Genomic DNA, 24,409 nt, shown 5'->3' with positions numbered 1-24,409 from the left:
TTTCAAGGCGGTCATCCTCGACTTCACGCTCGCCTCGATCCACTGGCCCGAGCCGCGGATCGGCAGGGTCGATATCGACGGCGTCTACGACATCTCTGCCGCCGCGATGACCGGGACCGCGACGCTTTCCTTCGCGCCCTTCGATGCCGACCCGCTGGATACCGGATCGCTTCAGGACAGCGCCACCGGCCCGTTCGATGCTATGAGGATCACCGCCGACTAGGGCGGAACCGCACTACAGGGGGAATATCATTCATGCTGAAATCCATTGATCCGGTCCTCAATGCCGAGGTTCTCGGCGCGCTCCGCGCCATGGGCCACGGCGACGACCTCGTGATCTGCGACACCAACTTCCCGGCGGACTCCGTCGCCCGCCAGACCGTGCTCGGCTCGCTCCTGCGGATCGACAATGTCACCGCCGCCCGGGCCGCCAAGGCGATCCTCTCGGTCATGCCGCTCGATGCCTTCGTCGAGAATCCGGCGCTCCGCATGGAGATCGTCGACAAGCCCGATGAGGTACCGCCGGTCCAGGCCGAGGTGCAGAAGGAGATCGACGCGGCCGAGGGCAGGTCATGGCCGATGGGCTCGATCGAGCGCTTCGCCTTCTACGACCTTGCGAAGAAGGCCTATTGCGTGATCCAGACCGGCGAGCGCCGCTTTTATGGCTGTTTCGTCTTCAAGAAGGGCGTCATCCCGCCGGACGCCGACTGAGCCGGAGCCTTTGACATGACGGAAGAAAAAAGCGGCATCGCCATCCTCGGCGTCTTCGTCGCCGACCTCGCCTTTCGCGCCGACCGCATGCCGGCCATGGGCGAGACCATCTTCGGCACCGGCTTCAAGATGGGCCCCGGCGGCAAGGGCTCGAACCAGTCGGTCGCCGCCGCCCGCCTCGGCGCCAGGGTCACCTTCATCTCGCGGCTGGGCCAGGACGACTTCGGCGCGGTGGCGCAATCGACCTGGCGGACCGAGGGCATCACCGCCCGGATCGTCGAGTCCCCCGACGGGCCGACCGGCGCCGCCTTCATCTATGTCAACGAACGCACCGGCGAGAATGCGATCATCGTCGCGCCGGGTGTCGCCGAAAGCATCAGTGCGGAGGACGTGGAATCCGCGGCCGACGCCATCCGCGGCGCCGCCGTCTTCGTCACCCAGCTCGAGCAGCCGGCCGAGGCCGCCCATCGCGCCCTCGAGATCGCCCGCGCAGCCGGCGTCGCGACGGTCTTCAACCCGGCGCCGGCCGCCCCCGTCGATGACACCATCTATGCGCTCTGCGACTACGTCACGCCGAACGAGAGCGAAGCCGCCTTCCTCACCAACCTGCCGGTGACCAACGTCGAGGAGGCCCGGAAGGCCGGCGACGTCTTCCTCGACAAGGGAGCGGGAACCGCGCTGATAACCCTTGGCGAGGCGGGCGCCCTCCTCCACACGCCGACCGAATCGACCCTCGTCCCGGCCTTCGAGATCGACCCGGTGGTCGAGACCGCCGGGGCGGGTGACGCCTTCAACGGTGGCTTCGCGGCGGCCCTGGCCATGGGCATGCCGGCGGCCGAGGCCGCCCGCTTCGGCTGCGCGACGGCCGGCCTGTCGGTGACGCGCCACGGCACCGCGCCGTCGATGCCGACGCTCGCCGAGGTCGAGGCCCTGCTCGCCCGCCGCTGATCGGCCGGCTTTATTGTTCGACGCGAAAGCGGTCGACCTCCCCGCGGCCCGGCAGCGCGTCGTAGACACCCGGCCGCGATACCGCGAGCGCGCCCTTGGGTTGTCATGGCTCGCACCTTGCGGCAGACGATTTGTTGACACCCCTCTAGGCTGCTGCATACTGAAATGTCACTTCCGTCGCCGGCCGGGAGGCGAGCGCTGAAAGTCGTTCGCTCATTGTCCGGGGACAGGAGTCCAGGGAGGACATACGCTCCAGAGCGGGAGGATTTATCGTGAAGTTAGAACTCTACAATCGCCTGATGCAGATGCAGGCGAGCCGCCGCGCGCTTCTCAAGGGTGCCGCCGGCGCGGGCGCCGTCGCCGCCTTCGGCTCGGCCGGCGCCCTGGGGCCGTTGAGCCCGTTGACCGGGAAAGCCCTTGCCCAGGACAACCTGCGCGCCGAGATCCTCAAGATCCCGGGCGTCGGCAAGGGATCGCCGACCGACGCCGACTGGCAGAAGGTCGGTGAGCTCTGCCTCGGCGGCACCAAGGAGACGGTGAAGGAAGGCGAATTCGCCGGCGTCGAGCTGACCTTCATGGGGCTCAACAACCAGAACCTCCACAACCTGCTGTTCCGCGGCTTCCTGAAGCCCTGGGAGACCTATACCGGCGCCAAGATCAACTGGATCGACCTCGCCCAGGCCGATTACAATCCGCGCCTCCAGCAGTCGATCGCCACCGGCACGGTGGACTTCGACATCATCGAGATGGGCGCCCCATTCGAGGGTGACACGGCCGGCAAGGGCCTGCTCGACGAGATGCCGGACTGGGTGAAGACCCTGATCGACATGGACGACTACGTGAACTACCTGAAGCCGCCGGTCGGCACCTGGGATGGCAAGACCTATCGCATCACCATCGACGGCGATTGCCACACCTTCGCGTATCGGACCGACTATTTCGGCGAAGGCTCGATCAGCGGCATGACCGATGCCCCGACCACCTGGGACGAGGTCGACGAGGTCACCAAGAAGGTGAAGGGCCAGTCGGACCCGCTCACCGGCCTCGATGCCTATGGCTTCCTCGACCCGCTCAAGGGCTGGGGCGGCTTCGGCTTCTACTTCCTCGAGGACCGCGCCACGGCCTATGCCAAGCATCCCGACGATCCGGCATGGCTGTTCGATCCCGACACCATGAAGCCGCGGGTGAACAACCCGGCCTTCGTGCGGGCGATCCAGGACGTCATGGACCTCATCGCCGCCGACGTCTATCCGCCGGACCAGATCAACGCGGACCCCGGCACCACGGCCTTCCAGCAGTTCCTGGCCGGTACCGGCTCGATGATCTGCTGGTGGGGCGACGTCGGCTCCAACGCCCGCACGTCCGACTCCTCGGTGATCGGCGACGTCGTCGGCTTCTCGATCAACCCCGGCAGCAAGCAGGTCTACAACGCCAAGACCAGCGAGTGGGAGACGCCGGCGACGCCGAACTTCGCGCCGAACATGGCCTATCTCGGCTGGGGCATCTACGTCACCAACAGGGTCTCGGGCGACGAGAAGAAGCGCAAGGCCGCGTGGAGCGCGGCGGCCCATCTCGGCGGCAAGGACCTGTCGCTGTGGTGCGCGGCCTATCCGTCCGGCTTCCAGCCGTACCGGAACAGCCACTTCAACATCGAGGAGTGGGTCGAGGCCGGGTACGATTCCGACTTCATCAGCGACTATCTCGGCTCCGAGTCGGAATCCTACAACCATCCGAACGCCGCCATCGAGCCGCGTATTCCGGGCATCTTCCAGTACTACTCCATCGCCGAGGACGAACTGGCCAAGGGCTTTGCCGGCCAGTACAAGTCGGCGCAGGAGACTGCGGATGCCATCGCGGCGGCCTGGGAGAAGATCACCGACGAGATCGGTCGGGAAAACCAGATCAAGCTCTATAAGGCTTCGCTCGGAATGTAGCGGGATCCGGATTCTCCGGTGAACGCGGAAATCGGACTGGTGGCGCGGACCGTGCCGCCAGTCCACGTTTTTTCTCAGGAAAGCTGATCCGTCAGCGCGGTGCCATGACCAGTTCGACACCGGCAAATGCCCCCCTCGCTTTCGACAGGCCCGTGGCCAACGCCACCAGCCAGAAGATGGCCGGCAAGTTGATGATCGCCGCCGGCTCGATCATCTTCGTTGCGACCCTTGCCTTCCAGATCCTCTATGCGTCGGGCGTCATCGAGTCCGGCTTCGACACCTGGCTGCCGGTGCTCTACGCCTACGCCCTGTGGGCCGCGTCGATCATCTTCGGCCAGGTGCTGGTGCGCGGTGAACGCGGCTCGCGCGCGACCTTCGTGCTGCCTGCCGTCTTCTTCACGGTCGCCCTGGTCGTCTTCCCGACGATCTTCGGATTCTATATCGCCTTCACCAGCTGGAACCTGAGCTCGGACGCCGGCCGCGTCTTCAACGGCTGGGACAATCTCCGCGCCCTGTGGAACGACCCCTTCTTCTGGAACGCACTCGGCAACATGCTCTATTACGGGCTGATGGTGCTGGTGGAATATGCCGTCGCCTTCGGCCTCGCCATGATCCTCAATTCCGAGATCCGCGCCCGCCGCTTTTTCCGCATCGTCTTCCTCCTGCCCTTCATGCTGTCGCCCGTCGCGGTGAGCTGGATGGTCGGCAAGTCGATCATGGAGAACCGCTTCGGCCCGATGGCGCGGCTGGCCCGTCTCCTCGGCTGGGAAAGGCCCGCCTTCTTCAGCGACCCCTGGATCGCCCGCCTGTCGATCGAGGTCATGGACGCCTGGGTCTTCATCCCGCTGATGATCATTCTTCTGCTCGCCGGGCTGCAGGCCCTGCCGAAGGAGGTCCTCGAGGCCTCCAAGGTCGATGGCGCCACCCCGTGGCAGGCGTTCTGGCGGATTATCTTCCCGCTGATGCTGCCGGTCTCGATCACCACGATCATTATCCGGATCATCTTCAAGCTGAAGCTCGCCGACATCGTCATCAACGTCACCGCGGGCGGCCCGGGCGGTGCCACCGACACGGTTTCGAGCTTCATCTATCGCGAGTATCGGGACAGATCGAACGTCGGCTACGGGACGGCGCTCGCCGAGTTCTACCTGATAGCCATCATCATCTTCATCACCGTGCTGCTGATCGCCGGACGGCGGTTGGCGAGGCGATACGGCGCCTTGCCCGCGGTCGCGGAGAGCTAGGGAGGGCGAAGCTTTGACGAGTTACACATCGACGCTCGACAGCACCCCCGTTCACCATGGCTCCCGCCGCGCGGCCTTCATGGCCACCCGGGTGCTGATCTACGGCGTGCTGATCTTCTGGGCCTTCATCTGCCTGTTTCCAATCTACTGGACCTTCACCACCGCCCTCAAGGAGGCGCCCGACGTCATGCAGGGTCACCTGGTCCCGCTGGTCGACTTCACGCCGAGCTGGAAGGGCCTGCGGTCACTCGGTCTGTCGCCCGACACGATCTTCGAGACATCGACCGTCCGGGAAGAGTTCCTCAAGCGCTTCACCAACAGCCTGTGGGCCTCGCTCGGCGGCTCCTTCCTGGCGCTGGCGCTGGGCTCGCTCGCCGGCTATGGCCTCGCGCGCTTCCCCTATCGCTTCGGCCCGATGAAGAATGACGACATCGGCTTCTTCTTCATCTCGCAGCTCATCCTGCCGCCGGTCGTTCTGGCGATGCCCTTCCTCGTCCTCTACAAGGAGCTGGCGCTGCTCGACTCGCTGCCCGGGCTCATCCTCGTCTACACCCTGATGGTCCTGCCGATCGTCATCTGGATCATGCGCGACCAGTTCCACACCATCCCGGTCGAGCTCGAGGAAGCCGCCTTTGTCGATGGCCTGTCGATCTGGGGCACCTTCCTGCGCATCGTCCTGCCGATCGCGCTGCCCGGCATGGTCGCCGCGTTCATCCTCGCGCTCGTCCTGTCGTGGAACGAGTATTTCTTCGCCGCGTTGCTCACCGGCGCCAATGTCCAGACGCTCCCGGTCATGGTGGCCAGTCAGACCGGCTCGCAAGGAATCAGCTGGTGGTCGATGGCGGCGCTTTCGGCGGCGGCCATCCTGCCGCTGATCATCGTCGGCATCCTGCTCGAACGCTACATCGTCCAGGGTCTGTCCACCGGCGCTGTCAAGTAGCGTCCAGGCTTCTGGAATTGCGGCGGATTCCTTTTACCGCCGCCGGCGTCCTCGCCTCGGAAGGGGGCCTGCCCTGCTGTCCGATCGGTGCCGGGTGCCTCCGATTTGCGTTCTTCGAGGCCAGCCGCACCGCGGCCGGCGCCTCGGAATGACGGGAACATGGCTCCGGACAGACGCCGCCCCTTCCGGTTCGTGAATCCCCCGACTCGTCGTCCTGAGGCGCGAGGACGAAGCCCGGGCCTCGAAGGACGCAAGGCGCCTCCGCTTCGGGCCGGCGCCTCAGCCGCCCCGCGCTTCGCGCACGATCCGCATGAACTCGCCCGCGCGCTCCGGGTCGACCGGGTTCCAGGTGTCGCCGTCGACCTTCAGCGACGAGCCGACGATGCAGCCGTCCGCGACCCTCAGCACCTCCGCCACGGTCGCATGCTTGACCCCGGTATTGGCGAGCACCGGCGTGTCGGGCAGCACCGCCTTGACCGACTCGAGGTCGGTCATCGCCGCGGCCTCGCCGGTGATCGCCCCGGATACCAGCACCGCGTCGGGAATCGAGGAGAAGACCGCGCTGCGGGCGCGGTCGGCGAGGCTCCGCTGGTCGAGCGACCAGGCGAATTCCGCCGAGATGTTGTAGAGCACGGCGAGGTCCGAGCGTCCGAGCCGATCGCGGTAGCGGATCGCCTTGCCCGCGTCCGGCGTCCACGGCCCCATGTCGGAGGCATAGGTGCCGGTCAGGATCTCCCGGACGAAGGCCGCGCCGGTCGCAGCGGCGAGCGCCATCGAGCTCATCGGATCCCACAGCACGTTGACCCCGAAGGGTACCGTGATCTCGGAGCGCAGGCGACCGATGACATAGGCCATCGTCGCGGTCGACGCGGTGTCGACGTTGAATTCGTAGGGCCGGTCGTTTTCGTTGCCGAACATGATCGCGTCGAAGCCGGCCTTCTGCAGGGCGGCGAGATCCTTCGCGGCTCCTTCGACCAACCCCTCCAGCCCCCCCGATGCGTCGTGAAGCGGCGATCCCGGCAGCGCGCCGAGATGCACCATCGCGATGGCCGGTTTGGTCTTGCCGAAAACGCTCGTGAAATTGCCGGTCATGCCTGGTTGGTCTCCTGCTCGGTTGAAGATCGATGATTGCCGTTGTCGCGCCGGGCGCGCGGATGTCCGCGCTCCACGGGCCCGCTCATTCGAGATTTGTGTGCCGCGCCCGCATCGTCTCGGCGGTCTCGCCGGTGCGTTCGCGCAGCCTCAGGATGACCAGTTCGAAGACGATCGCCTGGGCGATCTCGAAGAGCGACCCCATCGGCAGCACCGAGACCGCGCCGCCCTGGTCGCTGGCCATGGTCTGGGCCGGGATCGCCAATTGGACGTCGGCCTTCCGGGATGTCGCGCCCTCCGGCTCCGCGGTCACCACCGCGGTCTTTGCGCCGGCATTGGAGGCGATGTCGAGCAGGGCGTCGATGCTGCGGAAATCGCCCGGGCCGGCGCTGACGATCAGCAGGTCTCCGGGGCCGAGCGGCGGGGTGGTCATGTCGCCGACCACATGGACGTCTCGCCCCATATGGAAGAGGCGCATGGCGAAGCCTTTCATCGCCAGCCCCTCGCGGCCGAGACCATGGATGGCGATACGGCGCGCCGCGAGGATCGCCTCGATCAGCGGATCGGCGGCGTCGTCGGGCATGCGGGCAAGCACGGTGCCGAGATCGGCAACCGCCGCCTGACCGAGTTCGGAAAGGGTCTGATCCAAGGACGGCCTCCTCGCTTCTGCGCCTTTGCGGGGAGACCGGTCTATAGCCTTGCTCCGGTCCGTGACAAGTGGCCGGCTTCCGGGCCGGCTATCGGCCGACGAATTTCCGGAACACGTAACCGCGCTTGCCGTCGGCAACCACCGTGCACCAGTAATCGCATTTCTCGATCTTGACCGCCGTGCCTGCGGCAAGAACCGCGACGACCGCGGCGTTGTTGTCTGGTCCGGACCGCATGTTCACCGCGGTATTCACCCTGCCCGTGCCGGCGCCCTTGTTGGCGGCCGGAACCGTCGCCGAGGTATTGCCGGCCGGCGCCCGCCGGGCCGGGGCCGCCCGCTCCACCGGGGCGTATGACAGGACCTGCGGCGGCTCGGAATCCTCGAAGAAAGGCGACGCCGCCTCCCATCCCGGCTGTTCCACGCGCCTGGCGGCTGGCTGCGAGGTCCTTGCCTCGGCCGGACGTGCGCTGGCCACGGCCTGCCCGGCGCCCGCGTCGGAGGCGATCGTCTCGGTCTCCGGTGCCGGGTCGTAGCGCAGCATAGGCTGGTTGGGCAGGACGCGGGACTGCTGCTTCACCGGTGTGGTGACGTTTTCGGCAAAGACCCCCTCGCCGGACGGTCCCGGTTCCGGCGTCTTGGCGCTCATTGTTACCGGCGCCATCGCGGCGATTTCCTCCGGGGAATCGGAGGGCCCGAACTGCGTCGCCGCCGTCAGGGCGACGAAACCGATGCCGATGCCGACAATGGCCGCGATCGACAGCGTCCGGGCATCGAGGCCGAGCCCCCGCCGCGCCTCGACTTCCGCCGCCTGTGCCGCATGCGCCGGCTTCGGCCGGGCCGGTGCGGCCCGCTGCTTCGGCACGTCGTCGTAGAAGACGCTGCTTGCCGGCAGCCAGCGCCGGCCGGCTTTCTTCAATCCGCCGGACACCACCGCCGCCCGCCGGGCGGGAACCGGCGTCGCCGCCGGCCGCCTCGGCCGCGCCTTGGGCGGCGACTTCAGATCGTAATAGGTCCGTTGCCGGATGGGATCGGGTGCGAATTCGGACCGCATCGCCGGCGCCGGCACCGCGCGTGGCGCGTCGCTGCCGGGCGGTGCCTGCGGGGCCTCGGCCACCGGCATCGGCGGCTTCTCCGCCTCGCCGTTGAGCGACGCAGCCAGCGATTCCAGCTGGTTTCTGAGAACAGCCTCGAGATCCGACGGATCGGCAGGGCGCGCGGCGACATCCTCGCGCGGCGCCGGTGCCTTGCTCCTCTTTCCGTCCGTTCCCCGCGACCTGGTCGCCACCTTACCCCCTTCCCGCGCCTGCAGTCGCAGGAACACGGCTTCGCCCATGGACAAGGGAGGCTCGCTGGCGGGAGTCTTCGCTCCGCCATCTTGGCCCACGGTCATACTCCGACACTAGCCACCGCCCCCTGGCCACTCGACGGCATCCTTGCCCCGAAATACGGCGATCACGGGCCGAGAATGCGGCACGGCCGCCGATTTGTGGCGGGCAGTCCGGATGGCTCGATCCAGCCGTCACGATCCTGCCCTTCGCAGATCGGAAACCGATCCCTTTTGCCTACCCGAACAAGCCGGAATCCGCAAAGAGTTTCACCGCCATCGCGACGAGAAGCACCAGGATGACCCGGTCGAAGGCCTGCTGGCTGAGGTGCCCGGCGACCCGCGCGCCAGCCGGCATGGCGACCAGCACCGGCGCGAGCGCCAGCAGGCTGAACAGCGCCCGCTCCCAGGTCAGGATGCCGGCGACCGCCAGCGAGGGGAGCTGGATCAGGGCGAATGTGACGAAGAGGACCGATGCGGCGAGGATGAATTGCGGCCGCGTCAGATTGACCGAGGCGAGGAAGGTCAGGCTGACCGGCGCCGAGATGCCCGTCGCACCCTGCAGCACCCCCGAAGCCAGGCCGGCAAAGGGTGCGACCCGGCCGACCGCATGCGCCGGAATCCGCCAGTGGGGACGGCCCAGCCTGAGGATGACATAGGCGACGAGCACCGCGCCGAGCGCGCCGCCCAGCCATGCCTCGGGCGCCGCCGTCAGCAGCCAGGTGCCGACCACGATCCCGACACCGGCCATGATCCACATCGGCCGCAGCTTCGCGACCGCCACCGCCTCTCCGCGGTAGCGGATGACTTGCATGATATTCGTCACGATCACCGGAAAGACCATCACCGCCACGGCCGATGGCACGTCGAGGAAAGTGGCAAGGACGGGGATCGCCACCACCGGCATGCCGGCGCCGGCAACGCCCTTGACGAAGCCGCCTAGCGCCAGCGCGGCGCAGATGATGATGAATTCCCCAACCAAGCGACGGCCGCCCGCGATGTTCCGCCGGCGGCGCTCGCCGGTCGCCACCAGTTATAGACGCGCCGCGCCCGCGCGCCCAACGCGCGCGCCACGTCGCACCGGCAGAACGATCCTGATAAGGTCGCGCATGCCGGCAACGGCAGCGACGAGGAAGCCTTCCCTGGGGGATCGATCGATGAGTGGCGAAGCGGAGCCCGGTTTCGTTATCCAGCCGGCGCCGCGGCCGGTTCTGCCGGTGACCGGCACCGACAGGCTCTTCCCGGTCCACCGGGTCTATTGCGTCGGCCGCAACTACGCCGCCCATGCCGTCGAGATGGGCCATGACCCGGCGCGTTCGCCGCCCTTCTTCTTCCAGAAGAACCCGGACAATCTGAACCTCACCGGCGCCTTCCCCTATCCGGCCGCGTCGCGGGACGTGCATCACGAGATCGAGCTTGTCGTCGCCCTGGGCACTGGCGGCCGGGACATCGCCGTCGCGGATGCGCCGGCCTGCGTCCACGGCTACGCCGTCGGCCTCGACATGACCCGCCGCGACCTCCAGGCCGAGGCGAAGGAGCTCGGCCGTCCCTGGGCGACCGCCAAGGCCTTCGAGGCCTCCGCCCCCTGCTCGCCGCTGGTGCCGGTCTCCCGGTCCGGCATGCTCGACGCCGGCGCCATCTGGCTCGACGTCAACGGCGAGAGGCGCCAGACCGGCGACATCAACCAGATGATCTGGAAGATCCCGGAGATGATCGCCTGCCTGTCAGGCTTCTTCACCCTGATGCCCGGCGACGTCATCTTCACCGGCACGCCCTCGGGCGTCGGTCCCGTCGCGCGCGGCGACCGGCTCGACGGCCACATCGATGGCGTCGGCGACCTCGCGGTGACCGTCGTCTGAGATGGCGTCAGCCGGCCGCGGTGCCGCCCCGGTTCCAGCCGCGCCCGCCGTCGCCAAAGGCTTCCCAGCCGTCCTCGGTCACCGCGACCGTGTCCTCCAGCTTGATGAAGCCGCGGCGGGGATGCGCCAGCGTCGTCTCGATCGAAAGCACCATGCCGGCGGCGAGCGGGCGGTCGGCGTCGTCGCCCGGATAGGGCACCGGCCCGTTCGAGGTGAGCCGCGGCGCCTCGTGGCTGATCAGGCCCATGCCATGGGCGACGAAGTCGAGCGTGTTGCCGTGGCTCGATTGCCGCACGAGCGGCTCGGCCGCGGCGAAGATGTCGCCGCCCCGTGCCCCGGCCAGGATCGGGGATCGCGCCGCCTGCTGGATCGCCTCGATCTCGCCGAGCAGGTCTTCGAGCTCCGAATCCGGCTCGCCCTGGATCGCCATCCGGCAGAGGTCGCCGATATAGCCCTTGTAGTTGCCGCCTGAATCGAGCGACAGGATGTCGCCTTCGCCCCATACCTGCCCGGACGGCGCCCGGTTGGTACTGGTTCCCGCCGTGATCAGGCAATATTCGAAGTTGAGGCCGCGCTGGACTTCCTCGCGGCGCAGCGCCTCGGTCAGCTCGAGCTTGGTCGCACCCGGCCGGTGGCCGGCCATCACCGTCAGCATCGCGTCGACCACCCGCTCGGAAGCCGTGCGGAGGAGATCGAGTTCTTGCGGGGTCTTGATCGCCCGGAGCCGCTCCAGCGGCACGACCGCCTCGACGATCTCCGCGTCCGGCAACGCGCGGCGCAGCGCTTCCTCGGCGTCGGCCGGCAGGAAGGCCCGCTCGACGCCGATCCGCCCGCGCTGCTTGCCGAGGCTCGCGACGAACGCCGCGGCCTGCTCCGTCACCGGCACCGATCCCCAGCCCTTTTCGACGCGCGGCGTCCAGAACTTGCCGAGCGCCTCCTCGTAGCCTTCCATCGGGTTGCCGAAATAGGCGGCGTCTGCGGGCTTGCCCCGGACATAGACCAGCAGCGGCAGGTAGCGGCTGAGGCCGATCGCGTCGAAATGATCGAAGAAGAAGAAGCGATAGCCGCCGAGGAGGTACTGGATATTGTGCTTCGACGAGACGACGAGGACGTCGATCCCGGCGCCGTCGAGCAATTCGTCCAGCCGGCCGGCATCGAAAGGCAGCCCCCCCGCGCCCGCCGCATTGGTAGCGCCCGGCTCGGCGTCTTTGATATCCATTGGATGCCTCCCTTGTGAGTCCTTCCTCGACGAAGGACTATAGGCGTTATCGGCCGATCCAGCGACGGGACCTCCATGACCACCATCATCGAACGCATTGCGGCAGGGGAGGCAAACGCCCCCGCCATCGGCGCGCCGGACCGCAGGCCGCTGACCCATCACGGGTTGCAGAACCTTATGCACGCGACGGTGGAGCGGCTGAACGCCTTCGGCATCGGCCGCGGCGACCGGGTCGCGATCGTCCTGCCCAATGGCCCGGAAATGGCGGCGGCCTTCCTGTCGGTCGCGGCCGCCGCGACCACCGCGCCGCTCAATCCCGCCTACCGGGCGGAGGAGCTGGAATTCTATCTCGGCGACATCGGGGCCAAGGCCGTGCTGGTCGCGGAGGAGGAGGAAGGACCGGTGGTCGGCGTCGCCGACAGGCTCGGCATTCCGATCCTGCGGCTGATCCACGATCTCGCCCATCCGGCCGGCGCCTTCACCATCAATGGCGGCATGGAAGGCCACGCGAAGCGCCCGGGACTGGCGGAGCCCGAGGACATCGCCCTCCTCCTCCACACCTCGGGCACCACCTCGCGGCCGAAGCTGGTGCCGTTGAGCCACGCCAATCTTGGTGCCTCCGCCACCCATATCGGGCGAACCCTGTCGCTCGACGCCGGCGACCGCTGCCTCAACATCATGCCGCTCTTCCACATCCACGGCCTGATCGCCGCGGTGCTGTCGTCGCTGACGGCCGGCGGCAGCGTCCATTGCACGCCGGGCTTCAACGCGCTCCGCTTCTTCGGCTGGCTCGGCGAGATCGGGCCCACCTGGTACACCGCCGTCCCGACCATGCATCAGGCGATCCTCGCCCGTGCCGCCCGCAACGCCGGGGCGGTCGCGGCAAGCCGCCTTCGTTACATCCGCTCCTCCTCTTCGTCGCTCCCGGCGCAGGTCATGGCCGAGCTCGAGGACATGTTCGGCTGTCCGGTGATCGAGTCCTACGGGATGACCGAGGCGTCCCACCAGATGACGTCGAACCGGCTGCCGCCCGGCGATCGGAAACCCGGCAGCGTCGGCGCGGCGGCCGGCCCCGAGGTCGCGATCATGGCAGCCGACGGAACCCTCCTGCCGGCGGACACCGAGGGTGAGATCGTCATCCGCGGCCCGAATGTCACCGCCGGCTACGAGAACAACCCGGACGCCAATGCGGCGGCCTTCGCCCACGGCTGGTTCCACACCGGCGACCAGGGAATCATGGACGCCGACGGCTATGTCCGGGTCACCGGGCGGCTCAAGGAGATCATCAACCGGGGCGGCGAGAAGATTTCCCCGCGCGAGGTCGACGATATCCTCATGGACCATTCCGCCATCGCCCAGGTCGTCACCTTCGCCATGCCGCATGACAGGCTCGGCGAGGAGGTGGCGGCCGCCGTCGTGCTGCGCGAGGGCTCGCGGGCAACCGAGCAGGAGATCCGGGATTTCGCCGCCGCCCGTCTCGCCGACTTCAAGGTCCCGCGCAAGGTCGTCATCCTCGAGGAAATCCCCAAGGGCGCGACCGGCAAGCTCCAGCGCATCGGCCTTGCCGCCAAGCTCGGCCTCGGCTGATGCGGATCTGTGTCTTCGGAGCCGGCGCGATCGGCGGCTATCTCGCCGCGAAGCTCGCGGCCGTGGAGGGGCCGGAGCTGTCGCTTGTCGCGCGCGGCGCCCATCTCGCTGCGATCCGGGCGGACGGCCTCCGCCTGATCGAGGACGGCGCCGGGACGGTCCACCACGTCCGGGCGACCGACGATGCCGCCGAGCTCGGCCCCCAGGACTGCGTCATCCTCTGCCTGAAGGCCCACTCGGTCACGCCGGCCCTCGCCGCCATCACCCCGCTGATCGGGCCCGAGACCGCCGTTGTCACCGCCCAGAACGGCGTGCCCTGGTGGTATTTCCACCGCTCCGGCGGCGCGCTTGAAGGCACGCGCATCGCCTCGGTCGATCCCGGCGGGCTGATCTGGGACCGCATCGGCCCCGAGCGCGCGATCGGTTGTGTCGTCTATCCCGCTGCGGAAGTCGAGGAACCCGGCCTCGTCCGCCACATCGAGGGCATCCGCCTCCCCCTCGGCGAACCCTCCGGCGAGGCCTCCGGCCGCATTGCCGCGATCGCGAGGATACTTGTCGCGGCAGGCCTCAAGGCCCCGATCCGCTCGGACATCCGCGGCGATATCTGGGTGAAGCTCTGGGGGAACGTCGCCTTCAACCCGATTTCGGCGCTGACCGGCGGCACCCTGGAGGCGCTCGTCGCGGACGACGGCACCCGCGCCGTCGCCCGGGCGATGATGGCCGAGGCCCAGGCGATCGGCGAGACGCTCGGCGTCGCCTTCCCGATCGACGTCGATCGCCGCATCGAGGGCGCCGGCGCGGTCGGCGCCCACAAGACCTCGATGCTCCAGGACCTCGAGCGCGGCCGGCCGATGGAGATCGACGCCCTGGTCACCGCCGTCCAGGAGCTCGGACGGCTGGTCGCGGTGCCGACGCCGGCGATCGATTCCGTCCTCGCCCTTGTCCGCCACCGCGCCGTGACGCGCGGCTGCTACGCGATGCCGAGGAATCCCGCGTCGAACGGGTAGTCGCGCGACTGGCCGTCGTTGAGCGTGACCCGCAAGCCGTCGCCGACGACGTCGACGGCGAAGACCTCGCTCGCACCCTCCGGCAGCGGCAGCCCGCCGATCGCATGGCTGACCGATGCGGTGCCGTCGCTCTTCAGCTCCAGCGCCGTCGGGATGCCCGCCTCGGACAGCGGATTCGGCTCGATCGACGCCTTGTGGCCATAGGCCGAATAGGCCCGCCCCTCCTCGATGCCCAGAACGCCGCGATGGCGGTTGTTCCACGGCGCGTAATACCGTCCGCCATTGCTGAACCACAGGAAGGTCACCGGATAGTCGGCCGGGTTCTTGAGGCTGACCGCGATGTCGCGCTGGCCGGCGCGCGCCGCCGCTGCCCAGCCGAGCGGCGAATCCGGCGCCTCGACCAGCATCACGAAATCCTCGTGGTCCTGGGCGACCGGGTAGCCGTGGAGGTCGACCAGTGAGCCGTCGGCGAGCGGCAGCCTGGTCAGGTCCTCGAAACGCCGGCCGGTGGCGAAGAGCGAGCGTCCGCGTTCCGGATCGCCTTCCTGGACCATCGACGGCAATTCGCCGAAGGCCTTGGGCGAGAACGACACCCGGCCCGGCTCCGCGAAGCGCGTCATCGCGTGGCTTGCCACCGACACCGCGCCATGGCCCCCTTCGAAGACATGGCGCTGATAGGCGAAGGGATGCCCGTCGCGCAGCGTGACCTCCTTGACGAGCCGGGCGCCCATCACCGGCCTGCTCAGTTCGAACCGGGCGGTCACCCCGCCCCCGGCGAGGCTCTCGTCACCGAGGACCGTCCAGGCCGTATTCGGCGGCCAGCCATGGCCCGGCGCCTCCTCTATATCGCTTGCCGCGAACGGCGCGCAGAAGAAATCGCAGGATAAATACTTGAGATTCAGGGGAATCTCGGGATCGTCGATCACCGCCTGCTCTTCGACCCAGGGCGCCGTATGGAAGGGGGCGATGGTCCGCCCGTCCAGCGTCACGTCGAAGGAACGGATGTGGCCGTTCAGGAGGTCGAGGCTCAGTCGCGAGCCGGCGGCTTGGATGGTATGGAATCGTTCCGACATGGATATCCTGTCTGCCTCCCCGTGAAGGCTGGCAGGATGCCCCGAAAACGCGGCTTCTGCCAGTCGCCGGAACCCTGCCGACGCTCCTTGACAGCGGTTTCGCCATGCCTATAGTGCGCGCGAAACAGGCGCGGCTGCAAAGTCGCGCCCTTTCGTTTCTGCAAATTCGGGCAATCTTGCCGCCCCGGTCGGCGATCGGGGAAATCGACTTGGATCGTGTTCATGTTCGCAGTGATCAAGACCGGCGGAAAACAATACAGGGTCGAGCCGGCCGACCTGGTCAAGGTTGACAGGCTCGACGGCGAGGCCGGCGACCAGGTCTCTTTCGAGCAGGTCCTCGTCGTTGGTGGCGAGTCGGACACCGCGCTCGGCGGCCCCTTCGTCGCCGGCGCCACGGTGACCGGGGAGATCGTCGACCAGACCCGGAACGACAAGATCCTGGTCTTCAAGAAGCGCCGCCGCCAGAATTCCCGGCGCAGCCGCGGCCATCGCCAGATGATGACCGTCGTCCGCATCGGCGAGATCCTCACCGACGGCAAGGCGCCGGCCAAGGCCGCCAAGCCTGCCAAGGCCGAGAAGAAGGCCGAGCCGGCTCCCGCGGTCGAAGCCCCGCCCGCCAGGGCTGAGGCGGCGCCCGCCGCTGCGGCCGACGATCTGAAGCGCCTCAGCGGCGTCGGCCCGGTGCTGGAGAAGAAGCTCCACGCCCTCGGCATCACCGCCTTCGCGCAGATTGCGGCGTGGACGGAGGAAGACATCACCCGCGTCGACGAGGAACTGAATTTCAAGGGGCGGATCGAGCGCGAGGGCTGGGTCGACCAGGCCAGGACGCTGGCTGCCGAAGGCAAGTAGGACAGGAGAACCGGCAATGGCTCACAAGAAAGCAGGCGGCTCGTCGCGCAACGGTCGCGATACCGCGGGCCGCCGTCTCGGCGTGAAGAAGTTCGGTGGCGAGTCGGTGATTGCCGGCAACATCATCGTGCGTCAGCGCGGCACCAAGTGGCATCCCGGCGACAATGTCGGCCTCGGCAAGGATCACACGATCTTCGCCAAAACCGACGGTACGGTTGCCTTCCGCACCAAAGCGGGTGGTCGCACCTATGTATCGGTCAACCCGGCCGCTGCCGCTGACAAATAGCCGGCATGACGATTCCCGCCGGCGTCACATCGACCCGGCGATTTGAACGGTTTCAAAGGGGAGATGGGCGCCATCTCCCCTTTTTTTTCCGTTCGGAGCGAGCCATGTCAGACCAGCATGATGACGGCGATCCCGACCACCGGCCGATCATCACCCGGCGCCTGATCCTCAAGACGCCGACCGAGGACGAGCGCGACCGGGCGATCGGACTAGCCGCCGACCCGGTGGTTGCCCGCAACCTCGCCGCGGCGCCCGGCGACTACTGGCGCTCGGGCGGCAGGACGCTCGCCGTGGTCAGCCGCAGCGTCCGCTCGACCATCGGCATCAGCGGCTACGGTCCGATGTCCGACCGCCCGGATGCGATCGAGGTCGCGACCTGGATCGGCGAGGCTTTCTGGGGTCGCGGCTATGCCACCGAGGCGACCCAGGCGGTCGTCGATCTCGCCTTCGCCGACACCGGCGCCACCGCCGTCTGGTGCTCCAACCGGGTCAGCAACAGCCGTGCTCGCCGGGTGATCGAGAAATGCGGCTTCCAGTTCCGCGAGACCGGCATGGTCCGCTCGCCGGTGTCGCTCGGCGCCATCCCCGTCGAGCGCTACGTGCTCGAGCGGCGTAACTGGGCAAGCCTGAAGTCGTGGGCATCCGGCACCGGAGAGGAGAGCGATGTCGCGCGCGATTCCCGCTGCTGAGCCGATCGAGACCCCGCGGCTGACGCTCCGTCCCGCCGCGGCGGCGGATATCGGCCGCATGGTCGCGGAGATCTCCGATCCGGCGGTGGCGCGGATGCTCGCGCGGGTCCCCTGGCCCTACCGGCGCCGCGATGCCGAGGCGTTCCTCGCCTCGGTCGCCGCGACCACCGGGCGCGATTTGCCGCTGGCCATCGTCCTCGACGGCCGGCTGATCGGCGGCATTGGCCTTTCCGGTATCCGCGGGGAGCGCGAATTCGGCTATTGGCTGGGTCGCGACCATTGGGGAAAGGGCTATGCGACCGAAGCCGGGCGCGCCTTCCTCGCCCATGTCTTCAACACCTTCGGCGCCGGGCCGGTGAATTCCGGCGTCTTCGTCGACAACCCCGCGTCGATGCGGGTCCAGGCCAAGCTCGGCTTCGAGAAGGTCGGCGTCTCGATGCGCCAATGCCTTGCGCGCGGCCGTCCGGTCGAGCATATCGACACCATCCTGACCCGCGAACGCTTCGAAAGCCTGAACCCATGAAATTCCTCGATCAGGCCAAGGTCTATATCCGCTCCGGCGACGGCGGTGCCGGCGCGGTCTCCTTCCGTCGCGAGAAATACATCGAGTTCGGCGGCCCGGATGGCGGCGACGGCGGCCGCGGCGGCGACGTATGGGCCGAATGCGTCGATGGCCTCAACACCCTGATCGACTATCGCTACCAGCAGCATTTCAAGGCCGCCAAGGGCGGTCACGGCATGGGCAAGGACCGCACCGGCGCCGGCGGCGCCGACGCCGTCCTCAAGGTCCCGGTCGGCACCCAGATCCTCGACGAGGACAACGAGACCCTGATCGCCGACCTCACCGAGGTCGGCCAGCGGGTATTGCTGGCGCGCGGTGGCAATGGCGGCTTCGGCAACACCCATTTCAAGACATCGACCAACCGCGCGCCGCGACGCGCCAATCCCGGAGCGCCCGGCGAGGAGCGCTGGCTGTGGCTCCGCCTCAAGCTGATCGCCGACGCCGGCCTGGTCGGCCTGCCCAATGCCGGCAAGTCGACCTTCCTCGCCGCCGTCTCCGGGGCGAAGCCGAAGATCGCGGCCTATCCCTTCACCACGCTCCACCCCAATCTCGGCGTCGTCGTCGGCGGCCACGACTTCGTCCTCGCCGACATTCCGGGCCTGATCGAAGGTGCGCACGAAGGCGCCGGCATCGGCGACCGCTTCCTCGGCCATGTCGAGCGCTGCCGCGTCCTCCTCCACCTCGTCGACGGCACCCAGCAAGGCCCCGGCGACGCCTATCGCACCGTCCGCGAGGAGATCGAGGCCTACGGTCATGGCCTCGCCGGGAAGCCCGAGATCGTCGCCCTCAGCAAGGTCGACGCATTGTCGCCGGACGAGCGCGAGATCGCCGCAAAAGCCCTCGCCGCGGCCGCGGGCCGCGAGCCCTGCCTCGTCTCGGCGGTCAGCGGCGAAGGCGTGGAAGACCTCCTCCGCCTCCTTGCCCGCCAGGTCAGGGCCGCCAGGACCGACGATCCGAACGCCATTCCGTCCGAACCGAAGCAAGTCTGGCAGCCGTGATTGTCCGTTAAGTATCTGACGATTATATGTGCTAGCATCAATTCGAAGGAGAGCTAGCTATGACCAGGCAGCTCAACATCCGTAACGACGAAGTCTACCGGCTCGCTCATGTCATCGCCGGGGAGACCGGCCGCACGATCACCGAGGTCGTCGAGGCGGCACTGCGCGACTATGGCGCGAAGCTCCCCTGCCGCGATGACCTGACGCCGGAACAGCGCGCGACCTACGAGGCACTCCGCGAGCTTTCCCGCGAAACCGCGCGGCACAAGAAGCCGGGAGCGACCTCCGAACATGGCGACATGTACGATGAGTCCGGCCTTCCCATATGATCGCGCTCGACACGTCGGCGATCGTCGCCATCGCATTGGCGGAACCCGAAGAGGAAGCGTATAGCCGGGAAATCGCGCGCCGCGAGGCCCTGGTCGGGACGCCGACGCTTCTCGAGGTCCGGTTGGTGTTGGCGTCGAAGGTGGACGATCCGGACGCGTTCGTCACCCGCTTCCTGCTGCCGCCCCAGGTTCATTCCGTCGCCTTTTCCCTGGAGATGTACGCGGCCGCGACCCAGGCCTTCGACCGCTTCGGCAAGGGACGCGGTCACCCGGCGCAGCTCAACATCTGCGACTGCATGGCCTATGCGGTGGCCAGCACGCACGGCGTCCCGCTCCTGTTCAAGGGCGACGACTTCGCCCAAACCGACATAGCCCCGGCTCTCCCGTGACCCCGACCGTCGCCCGTTTCCATCGCATCGTCGTCAAGATCGGCTCCTCGCTGCTGGTCGAGGACAGCGGCATCCGCCATCAGTGGCTCGACGCGCTCGCCGCCGATCTCGCCACCGTCGCCGCCAACGGCCAGGAGCTGCTGATCGTCTCCTCCGGCGCGATCGCCCTTGGCCGCCGGATCCTCGGCCTTCCCCGCGGCACGCTCAGGCTCGAGGAGAGCCAGGCGGCGGCCGCCGTCGGCCAGGTCGCCCTCGCCCGCGCCTGGGCCGAGACCCTCCACCGCCATGGCTTCACCGCCGGCCAGGTTCTCCTCACCCTCGACGACACCGAGGAGCGCCGGCGCTATCTCAACGCGCGCTCGACGATCACCACGCTCCTCAAGCTCGGCGCCGTGCCGGTGATCAACGAGAACGACACCGTCGCCACCACCGAGATCCGCTACGGCGACAATGACCGCCTCGCCGCGCGGGTCGCGACGATGATCAGCGCCGATCTCCTGATCCTGCTGTCCGATATCGACGGCCTCTACTCGGCGCCGCCGAAGTCCGATCCCGATGCCCATCACCTGCCGCTGGTCCCACGCGTGACTGCCGAGATCGAGGCGATGGCCGGCAGCGCCGGGTCCGAGCTGTCGCGCGGCGGCATGCTGACCAAGATCGAAGCCGCCAAGATCGCCACCGCCGCCGGCACGGCGATGCTGATCGCCAGCGGCCACGCCTTGCATCCGCTCCGCCGTATCGCCGAAGGCGAGCGCTGCACCTGGTTCACCGCCCAGACCAATCCGGTCAGGGCCCGCAAGAAATGGATATCGGGTCACGTCGAGACCCACGGCGCCCTGGTTGTCGACGATGGTGCGGTCAGGGCGCTTCGCGCCGGCAAGAGCCTGCTGCCGGCAGGCGTCAGGACCGTCCGCGGCCACTTCCATCGCGGCGACGCGGTCGCGATCCTCGATCCCGCCGGGGCCGAGGTCGGGCGCGGCCTCGTCGCCTATGATGCCGGCGATGCCGAACGCATCGCCGGTCGCAACAGCCGCGAGATCGAGACGATCCTCGGCTTTGCCGGCCGCGCCGAGATGATCCATCGCGACGACATGGCGCTGAGGGGCGAGTAGGCCCCCCGTCCCTACGGCCCGGTCACCACGTCGGGCTCGACCTTCGTCACCTTGTTCTCGCGGAAGAAGATGAAGAGGCCGGAGGCGACGATCAGCAGGGCGCCGATCATCGTCGGCAGCGTCGGGATGCCGCCGAAGACGAAATAGCCGAACACCACCGCCCATAGGATCAGCGTGTACTGATACGGCACGACGACCGAGGCCGGCGCGAGCTTCAGCGAGCGGTTGACCATGACGATCGCTGTCACCGCGATGACTCCGATCAGCGCCAGCAGCAGCGCGTCGCCGACGCTGGCCAGCGGCACCCAGTCGACCGGCGCCGCCAGCGCCCCGAACAGGACCCCGCCCCACACCTGGGAGGCGGCCATCACCGTCGGCGACGTGCCGCGCAGCACCCGGGTCAGGATCATCAGCGCCGCGTAGAAGAGGCTCCCGGCGAAGGCGATCAGCGCATGCCAGCCGAAGGCGCCGGCGCCCGGCTGCAGGGCGATGACCACCCCGACGAAGCCGACCAGCACCGCCAGCCATCGGCGCCAGCCGACCTTCTCGCCGAGAAAGATCACCGCGAGCACCGTCACGTAGATCGGCCCGGCGAGGTAATAGGTGAAGGCGTCCGCCAGCGGCAGCACCACCACCGCGGTGTAGAAGCAGAGGCTTTCGGCGGTCGCCAGCACGACCCGCAGCGCCTGGAGCAGCGGCCGCGGCATCCGCAGCATCTCGGCATGGCCCGGCCTGCCGAGCACCGGCGTCATCACCATCACCGCGCCGACGCTCCGCAGCAACATGAGCTGGGCGACCGCGTAGGTCGCGACCATCCACTTGCCGAGTACGTCGTTGACCGAGAACATGAACATCCCGAGCACCATCAGTCCGATGCCGAGCGGGATGTTTTCGTCGTGGGTGCGGTCGATCCGGGTCGATGCCGAGGTCATGGGAGGAATGCCGAAGATGCCTGCCGCAAGCGGCGGCGGGGCACCGTTCATGACGCGAAGACTCGGCCAAGTCCAGCCGCAGATAGCTTGCGCGGCGCCGCTTTTGGTGCAAAACACCTTGCTTTCCGGAAATCCGTCCCGCGAAGGAACGCGTCATGAGCCTTGCCGAAGCACGCGACGATGCGAGCGCCGGTGCCGATATCGGGGCCGAGATGGCCGCAATCGGCCGGGCGGCGAAGGAAGCCGCCCGACGGCTTGCCAATGCGACGACCAAGGAAAAGAACGCCGCGCTGAAGGCGATGGCCGCCGCCATCCGCGGCAACGAGGAGAAGATCCTCGCCGAAAACGCGCTCGACGTTACCGACGCCAGGGAGGCGAAGACCGCCGATGCCTTCGTCGACCGGTTGACGCTCGACGCCGGGCGCGTCGAGGCGATGGCGACCGGCATAGAGGAAATCGCCGCCCTGCCCGATCCGATCGGAACGGTGCTGGCCGAGTGGGACCGGCCGAACGGGCTCCACATCGAGCGGGTCCGGACGCCGCTCGGCGTCATCGGCATCATCTATGAGAGCCGGCCGAACGTCACCGCCGATGCGGGCGCGCTTTGCGTCAAGGCCGGCAACGCCGCCATCCTGCGCGGTGGATCGGATTCCTTCCGCACCTCCGCCGCCATCCATGCCTGCCTGGTCGAGGGCCTTGAGGCGGCCGGCCTGCCGAAGGAGGCGATCCAGATCGTCCCGACCCGCGAGCGCATCGCCGTCGGCTACATGCTCTCCGGCCTCAGCGGCGCGATCGACGTCATCGTCCCGCGCGGCGGCAAGAGCCTCGTCGCCCGCGTCCAGAACGAGGCGCGGGTTCCCGTCTTCGCCCACCTCGAGGGCATCTGCCACATCTATGTCGATCGCGACGCCGACCTCGACATGGCGCGGGAGATCGTCGTCAACGCCAAGATGCGCCGGCCCGGAATCTGCGGCGCGGTCGAGACCCTGCTGGTCGACGGCAAGGTCGCCGACACGCATCTCAAGCCCCTGATCGTCGCGCTGAAGGAAGCCGGCTGCATGGTCCGTGGCGACGAGCAGAGCCGCGCGGTCGTGCCGGGCGTCACCCCGGCGGCCGAGAGCGACTGGTCGACCGAATATCTCGATGCGATCATCTCGGTGAAGGTCGTCGACGGCATCAGGGCGGCGATCGACCACATCGAGCATTACGGCTCCCATCACACCGACGCGATCATCACCGACGACAAGGCGGCCGCCGAGCGTTTCATGTCACGGGTCGACAGCGCCATCGTCCTCCACAACGCCTCCACCCAGTTCGCCGATGGCGGCGAATTCGGCATGGGCGCCGAGATCGGCATCGCCACCGGCAAGATGCACGCCCGCGGTCCGGTCGGTGTCGAGCAGCTCACCAGCTTCAAATACCGGGTACGCGGTTCCGGCCAGGTGCGGGCCTGATCCAGCCTCCGATGGTCGCCGTCAGCGCCTCGAGGACCTCGGTTCGCCTGCCCCATATTCAGCCGGGAATGAGGATCGGCCTCTTCGGCGGGTCCTTCGACCCGCCGCATGCCGGTCATCGCGAGGTCAGCCTGGTGGCGCTTCGCGCCCTCGGCCTCGACCAGGTCTGGTGGCTGGTCTCGCCGCAGAACCCGCTGAAACGCGACGCCCCGTCCGAGGACCTCGACCGCCGGATCGCCGCCGCGCGCAGGCTCGCCGACGATCCGCGAATCAAGGTGACCGGGGTCGAGGCGGCGCTTCGGACCAACTACACCGCCGAGACGCTGCGCCGGCTCGCCCCCCGCCTTGCCGGCGTCCATCCCGTCTGGATGATGGGCGCCGACAACCTGGCGACGTTCCACCACTGGCGGGACTGGCGGGGCATCGCCGACAGTGTGCCGATCGCCGTGTTCAACCGGCCGGGCCTTGCCCTCAAGGCGCTTTCCTCGCCCGCCGCCAGGGCCCTGGCCCGCTTCCGGATACCCGATCGCGAGGCCGCCCGGCTGGCCTTGATGACGCCGCCGGCCTGGGTTTTCCTCCCCACGCCCCATATTCCGCTGTCCTCGACCCTGCTCAGGCAACGTCGTCAGGCGTCTTGAAACCGTCACCGCCAAGGGCTTATCTTCCGGACAGTCGGTGGTATGAGCCGGCAACAACCTGGGAAGGGACCAGACACTGACCACGGCACTCAGGAGCGAGAGCGCGATTCTTCGTTCTCCCCCCATTGCGCCTGCGAGCAGTGACCTCACCGCTGCGGACGCGTTGAACGTAGTCCTCAAGAGCCTTGACGACTCCAAAGCCGAGGACGTGACCTCAATCGACATCACCGGCAAGACCACGATCGGCGACTATATGGTCGTCGCGTCGGGACGGTCGCATCGTCACGTCGGTTCACTGGCGGACCGACTGATCCAGGACCTCAAGTCGGCCGGCATTCGCGACATCCGTGTCGAGGGACAGAAATCCTGCGACTGGGTGCTCGTCGACACCGGCGATGTCATCGTCCACGTTTTCCGGCCCGAAGTCCGGGACTTCTACAACATCGAGAAGATGTGGCGGGGCGTGGAGGCGGCCTGACCGCCGGAATATCGCCGGGAAGGGCGGGATTGCCCTTAGCCGATGCGAGGCCGGGGGGACGCGATCGGGAAGGGCCATCCGCCGTCTCGGTCGGGATCTTGTCTCG

The 24,409-nt window shown here is 68.1% G+C and carries 27 protein-coding genes; 20 read left to right on the top strand and 7 right to left on the bottom strand.

Annotated features, from left to right (window positions below; translation table 11 throughout):
- From KDJ86_RS10750 to KDJ86_RS10725, 6 genes are all read left to right on the top strand, one after another.
- Nucleotides 1–223 (top strand): hypothetical protein (locus KDJ86_RS10750; protein WP_291745427.1); only part of this gene is annotated, 223 nt, incomplete at its 5' end.
- Between the two features lie 32 nt (nt 224–255).
- Nucleotides 256–711, top strand: a complete 456-nt coding sequence (locus KDJ86_RS10745) for an RbsD/FucU family protein (RefSeq protein ID WP_291745425.1) — start codon at nt 256–258, stop codon at nt 709–711.
- A 15-nt stretch (nt 712–726) separates the two neighbouring features.
- Nucleotides 727–1,659 (top strand): ribokinase, encoded by a 933-nt coding sequence (gene rbsK, locus KDJ86_RS10740; protein ID WP_291745423.1) that lies wholly within the window; start codon nt 727–729, stop codon nt 1,657–1,659.
- 272 nt (nt 1,660–1,931) lie between these two features.
- The gene (locus KDJ86_RS10735; RefSeq protein ID WP_291745421.1) at nt 1,932–3,593 is read left to right on the top strand and encodes an extracellular solute-binding protein; all 1,662 of its coding nucleotides are present in this window, start codon (nt 1,932–1,934) and stop codon (nt 3,591–3,593) included.
- 104 nt (nt 3,594–3,697) lie between these two features.
- The gene (locus KDJ86_RS10730; protein ID WP_291745419.1) at nt 3,698–4,837 is read left to right on the top strand and encodes a carbohydrate ABC transporter permease; all 1,140 of its coding nucleotides are present in this window, start codon (nt 3,698–3,700) and stop codon (nt 4,835–4,837) included.
- A 79-nt stretch (nt 4,838–4,916) separates the two neighbouring features.
- The gene (locus KDJ86_RS10725) at nt 4,917–5,777 is read left to right on the top strand and encodes a carbohydrate ABC transporter permease (protein ID WP_291745432.1); all 861 of its coding nucleotides are present in this window, start codon (nt 4,917–4,919) and stop codon (nt 5,775–5,777) included.
- A gap of 279 nt (nt 5,778–6,056) precedes the next feature.
- Here KDJ86_RS10725 and KDJ86_RS10720 read toward each other — a convergent pair whose 3' ends face one another.
- The 4 genes from KDJ86_RS10720 to KDJ86_RS10705 form a co-directional block, all read right to left on the bottom strand.
- Nucleotides 6,057–6,869 carry a BtpA/SgcQ family protein gene (locus KDJ86_RS10720; protein ID WP_291745417.1) on the bottom strand — a complete coding sequence of 271 codons (813 nt, stop codon included), beginning with the start codon at nt 6,867–6,869 and terminating at the stop codon, nt 6,057–6,059.
- 85 nt (nt 6,870–6,954) lie between these two features.
- A complete protein-coding gene (locus tag KDJ86_RS10715) occupies nt 6,955–7,518 on the bottom strand; it encodes an SIS domain-containing protein (RefSeq protein WP_291745415.1) in 564 nt (187 codons plus the stop codon).
- Between the two features lie 88 nt (nt 7,519–7,606).
- On the bottom strand, nt 7,607–8,803 hold the full coding sequence (locus KDJ86_RS10710; protein WP_291745413.1) for an SH3 domain-containing protein: 1,197 nt from the start codon (nt 8,801–8,803) through the stop codon (nt 7,607–7,609).
- Between the two features lie 277 nt (nt 8,804–9,080).
- A complete protein-coding gene (locus KDJ86_RS10705; protein WP_291745412.1) occupies nt 9,081–9,824 on the bottom strand; it encodes a sulfite exporter TauE/SafE family protein in 744 nt (247 codons plus the stop codon).
- A 175-nt stretch (nt 9,825–9,999) separates the two neighbouring features.
- Here KDJ86_RS10705 and KDJ86_RS10700 point away from each other — a divergent pair, with 175 nt between their 5' ends.
- Entirely contained in the window at nt 10,000–10,701 is a 702-nt protein-coding gene (locus tag KDJ86_RS10700; RefSeq protein WP_291745410.1) for a fumarylacetoacetate hydrolase family protein, read from the top strand.
- A 7-nt stretch (nt 10,702–10,708) separates the two neighbouring features.
- On the opposite strand, the gene KDJ86_RS10695 is transcribed toward KDJ86_RS10700, so the two are convergent.
- A complete protein-coding gene (locus tag KDJ86_RS10695; RefSeq protein WP_291745408.1) occupies nt 10,709–11,920 on the bottom strand; it encodes a M24 family metallopeptidase in 1,212 nt (403 codons plus the stop codon).
- Between the two features lie 75 nt (nt 11,921–11,995).
- Between KDJ86_RS10695 and KDJ86_RS10690 the strand changes: the two genes are divergently transcribed.
- Nucleotides 11,996–13,507: an acyl--CoA ligase gene (locus KDJ86_RS10690; protein ID WP_291745406.1), complete on the top strand. Its 1,512-nt coding sequence runs from the start codon at nt 11,996–11,998 to the stop codon at nt 13,505–13,507.
- Nucleotides 13,507–14,514, top strand: a complete 1,008-nt coding sequence (locus KDJ86_RS10685) for a 2-dehydropantoate 2-reductase (RefSeq protein WP_291745404.1) — start codon at nt 13,507–13,509, stop codon at nt 14,512–14,514. Before KDJ86_RS10690 ends, KDJ86_RS10685 begins: the two co-directional genes overlap by 1 nt.
- On the opposite strand, the gene KDJ86_RS10680 is transcribed toward KDJ86_RS10685, so the two are convergent.
- Nucleotides 14,478–15,587: a hypothetical protein gene (locus tag KDJ86_RS10680; protein ID WP_291745402.1), complete on the bottom strand. Its 1,110-nt coding sequence runs from the start codon at nt 15,585–15,587 to the stop codon at nt 14,478–14,480. The two genes, KDJ86_RS10685 and KDJ86_RS10680, sit on opposite strands and share 37 nt — an antisense overlap.
- A 222-nt stretch (nt 15,588–15,809) precedes the next feature.
- On the opposite strand from KDJ86_RS10680, the gene KDJ86_RS10675 reads away from it, so the two are divergent.
- The 8 genes from KDJ86_RS10675 (at nt 15,810) to proB (ending at nt 20,801) form a co-directional block, all read left to right on the top strand.
- On the top strand, nt 15,810–16,436 hold the full coding sequence (locus KDJ86_RS10675; RefSeq protein ID WP_291745399.1) for a 50S ribosomal protein L21: 627 nt from the start codon (nt 15,810–15,812) through the stop codon (nt 16,434–16,436).
- A gap of 16 nt (nt 16,437–16,452) precedes the next feature.
- Nucleotides 16,453–16,722, top strand: coding sequence for a 50S ribosomal protein L27 (gene rpmA, locus KDJ86_RS10670; RefSeq protein WP_291745398.1), 270 nt, complete (start codon nt 16,453–16,455; stop codon nt 16,720–16,722).
- A 104-nt stretch (nt 16,723–16,826) separates the two neighbouring features.
- Nucleotides 16,827–17,411, top strand: a complete 585-nt coding sequence (locus tag KDJ86_RS10665; protein ID WP_291745396.1) for a GNAT family N-acetyltransferase — start codon at nt 16,827–16,829, stop codon at nt 17,409–17,411.
- Nucleotides 17,386–17,934, top strand: a complete 549-nt coding sequence (locus KDJ86_RS10660; protein ID WP_291745394.1) for a GNAT family N-acetyltransferase — start codon at nt 17,386–17,388, stop codon at nt 17,932–17,934. Before KDJ86_RS10665 ends, KDJ86_RS10660 begins: the two co-directional genes overlap by 26 nt.
- Nucleotides 17,931–18,971 carry a GTPase ObgE gene (gene obgE, locus KDJ86_RS10655; protein ID WP_291745393.1) on the top strand — a complete coding sequence of 347 codons (1,041 nt, stop codon included), beginning with the start codon at nt 17,931–17,933 and terminating at the stop codon, nt 18,969–18,971. The genes KDJ86_RS10660 and obgE overlap by 4 nt, the downstream gene beginning before the upstream one ends.
- A gap of 59 nt (nt 18,972–19,030) precedes the next feature.
- Nucleotides 19,031–19,300 carry a type II toxin-antitoxin system VapB family antitoxin gene (locus tag KDJ86_RS10650; RefSeq protein WP_291745391.1) on the top strand — a complete coding sequence of 90 codons (270 nt, stop codon included), beginning with the start codon at nt 19,031–19,033 and terminating at the stop codon, nt 19,298–19,300.
- Complete coding sequence (locus KDJ86_RS10645) at nt 19,297–19,689, top strand: type II toxin-antitoxin system VapC family toxin (protein WP_291745390.1); 393 nt, start codon at nt 19,297–19,299, stop codon at nt 19,687–19,689. Before KDJ86_RS10650 ends, KDJ86_RS10645 begins: the two co-directional genes overlap by 4 nt.
- Nucleotides 19,686–20,801, top strand: a complete 1,116-nt coding sequence (gene proB, locus KDJ86_RS10640) for a glutamate 5-kinase (RefSeq protein WP_291745387.1) — start codon at nt 19,686–19,688, stop codon at nt 20,799–20,801. The genes KDJ86_RS10645 and proB overlap by 4 nt, the downstream gene beginning before the upstream one ends.
- Nucleotides 20,802–20,812: 11 nt before the next feature.
- On the opposite strand, the gene KDJ86_RS10635 is transcribed toward proB, so the two are convergent.
- A complete protein-coding gene (locus KDJ86_RS10635) occupies nt 20,813–21,733 on the bottom strand; it encodes a DMT family transporter (RefSeq protein WP_291745385.1) in 921 nt (306 codons plus the stop codon).
- Nucleotides 21,734–21,888: 155 nt separating this feature from the next.
- On the opposite strand from KDJ86_RS10635, the gene KDJ86_RS10630 reads away from it, so the two are divergent.
- The 3 genes from KDJ86_RS10630 (at nt 21,889) to rsfS (ending at nt 24,303) form a co-directional block, all read left to right on the top strand.
- Nucleotides 21,889–23,187 carry a glutamate-5-semialdehyde dehydrogenase gene (locus KDJ86_RS10630; protein WP_291745383.1) on the top strand — a complete coding sequence of 433 codons (1,299 nt, stop codon included), beginning with the start codon at nt 21,889–21,891 and terminating at the stop codon, nt 23,185–23,187.
- An 11-nt stretch (nt 23,188–23,198) separates the two neighbouring features.
- A complete protein-coding gene (locus KDJ86_RS10625) occupies nt 23,199–23,825 on the top strand; it encodes a nicotinate-nucleotide adenylyltransferase (protein ID WP_291745382.1) in 627 nt (208 codons plus the stop codon).
- A gap of 163 nt (nt 23,826–23,988) precedes the next feature.
- Nucleotides 23,989–24,303 (top strand): ribosome silencing factor, encoded by a 315-nt coding sequence (gene rsfS / locus KDJ86_RS10620; RefSeq protein ID WP_521085279.1) that lies wholly within the window; start codon nt 23,989–23,991, stop codon nt 24,301–24,303.
- Nucleotides 24,304–24,409 lie beyond the last annotated feature (106 nt).

The organism is Bauldia sp. (assembly GCF_020442045.1).
GTDB lineage: Bacteria > Pseudomonadota > Alphaproteobacteria > Rhizobiales > Kaistiaceae > Bauldia.
The sequence above is the reverse complement of the archived record's forward strand: the minus strand, read 5'-3'. Positions and strand labels throughout refer to the sequence as shown.

Excerpts from the sequence above, each read along its gene's own strand:
- KDJ86_RS10745 (WP_291745425.1), top strand. The coding sequence starts at position 256 with ATGCTGAAATCCATTGATCCGGTCCTCAATGCCGAGGTTCTCGGCGCG.
- rbsK (WP_291745423.1), top strand. The coding sequence starts at position 727 with ATGACGGAAGAAAAAAGCGGCATCGCCATCCTCGGCGTCTTCGTCGCC.
- KDJ86_RS10730 (WP_291745419.1), top strand. The coding sequence starts at position 3,698 with ATGACCAGTTCGACACCGGCAAATGCCCCCCTCGCTTTCGACAGGCCC.
- KDJ86_RS10725 (WP_291745432.1), top strand. The coding sequence starts at position 4,917 with ATGGCCACCCGGGTGCTGATCTACGGCGTGCTGATCTTCTGGGCCTTC.
- KDJ86_RS10720 (WP_291745417.1), bottom strand. The coding sequence starts at position 6,869 with ATGACCGGCAATTTCACGAGCGTTTTCGGCAAGACCAAACCGGCCATC.
- KDJ86_RS10700 (WP_291745410.1), top strand. The coding sequence starts at position 10,000 with ATGAGTGGCGAAGCGGAGCCCGGTTTCGTTATCCAGCCGGCGCCGCGG.
- KDJ86_RS10695 (WP_291745408.1), bottom strand. The coding sequence starts at position 11,920 with ATGGATATCAAAGACGCCGAGCCGGGCGCTACCAATGCGGCGGGCGCG.
- KDJ86_RS10690 (WP_291745406.1), top strand. The coding sequence starts at position 11,996 with ATGACCACCATCATCGAACGCATTGCGGCAGGGGAGGCAAACGCCCCC.
- KDJ86_RS10685 (WP_291745404.1), top strand. The coding sequence starts at position 13,507 with ATGCGGATCTGTGTCTTCGGAGCCGGCGCGATCGGCGGCTATCTCGCC.
- KDJ86_RS10680 (WP_291745402.1), bottom strand. The coding sequence starts at position 15,587 with ATGTCGGAACGATTCCATACCATCCAAGCCGCCGGCTCGCGACTGAGC.
- KDJ86_RS10675 (WP_291745399.1), top strand. The coding sequence starts at position 15,810 with ATGTTCGCAGTGATCAAGACCGGCGGAAAACAATACAGGGTCGAGCCG.
- rpmA (WP_291745398.1), top strand. The coding sequence starts at position 16,453 with ATGGCTCACAAGAAAGCAGGCGGCTCGTCGCGCAACGGTCGCGATACC.
- KDJ86_RS10665 (WP_291745396.1), top strand. The coding sequence starts at position 16,827 with ATGTCAGACCAGCATGATGACGGCGATCCCGACCACCGGCCGATCATC.
- KDJ86_RS10660 (WP_291745394.1), top strand. The coding sequence starts at position 17,386 with ATGTCGCGCGCGATTCCCGCTGCTGAGCCGATCGAGACCCCGCGGCTG.
- obgE (WP_291745393.1), top strand. The coding sequence starts at position 17,931 with ATGAAATTCCTCGATCAGGCCAAGGTCTATATCCGCTCCGGCGACGGC.
- KDJ86_RS10650 (WP_291745391.1), top strand. The coding sequence starts at position 19,031 with ATGACCAGGCAGCTCAACATCCGTAACGACGAAGTCTACCGGCTCGCT.
- KDJ86_RS10645 (WP_291745390.1), top strand. The coding sequence starts at position 19,297 with ATGATCGCGCTCGACACGTCGGCGATCGTCGCCATCGCATTGGCGGAA.
- KDJ86_RS10635 (WP_291745385.1), bottom strand. The coding sequence starts at position 21,733 with ATGACCTCGGCATCGACCCGGATCGACCGCACCCACGACGAAAACATC.
- KDJ86_RS10630 (WP_291745383.1), top strand. The coding sequence starts at position 21,889 with ATGAGCCTTGCCGAAGCACGCGACGATGCGAGCGCCGGTGCCGATATC.
- KDJ86_RS10625 (WP_291745382.1), top strand. The coding sequence starts at position 23,199 with ATGGTCGCCGTCAGCGCCTCGAGGACCTCGGTTCGCCTGCCCCATATT.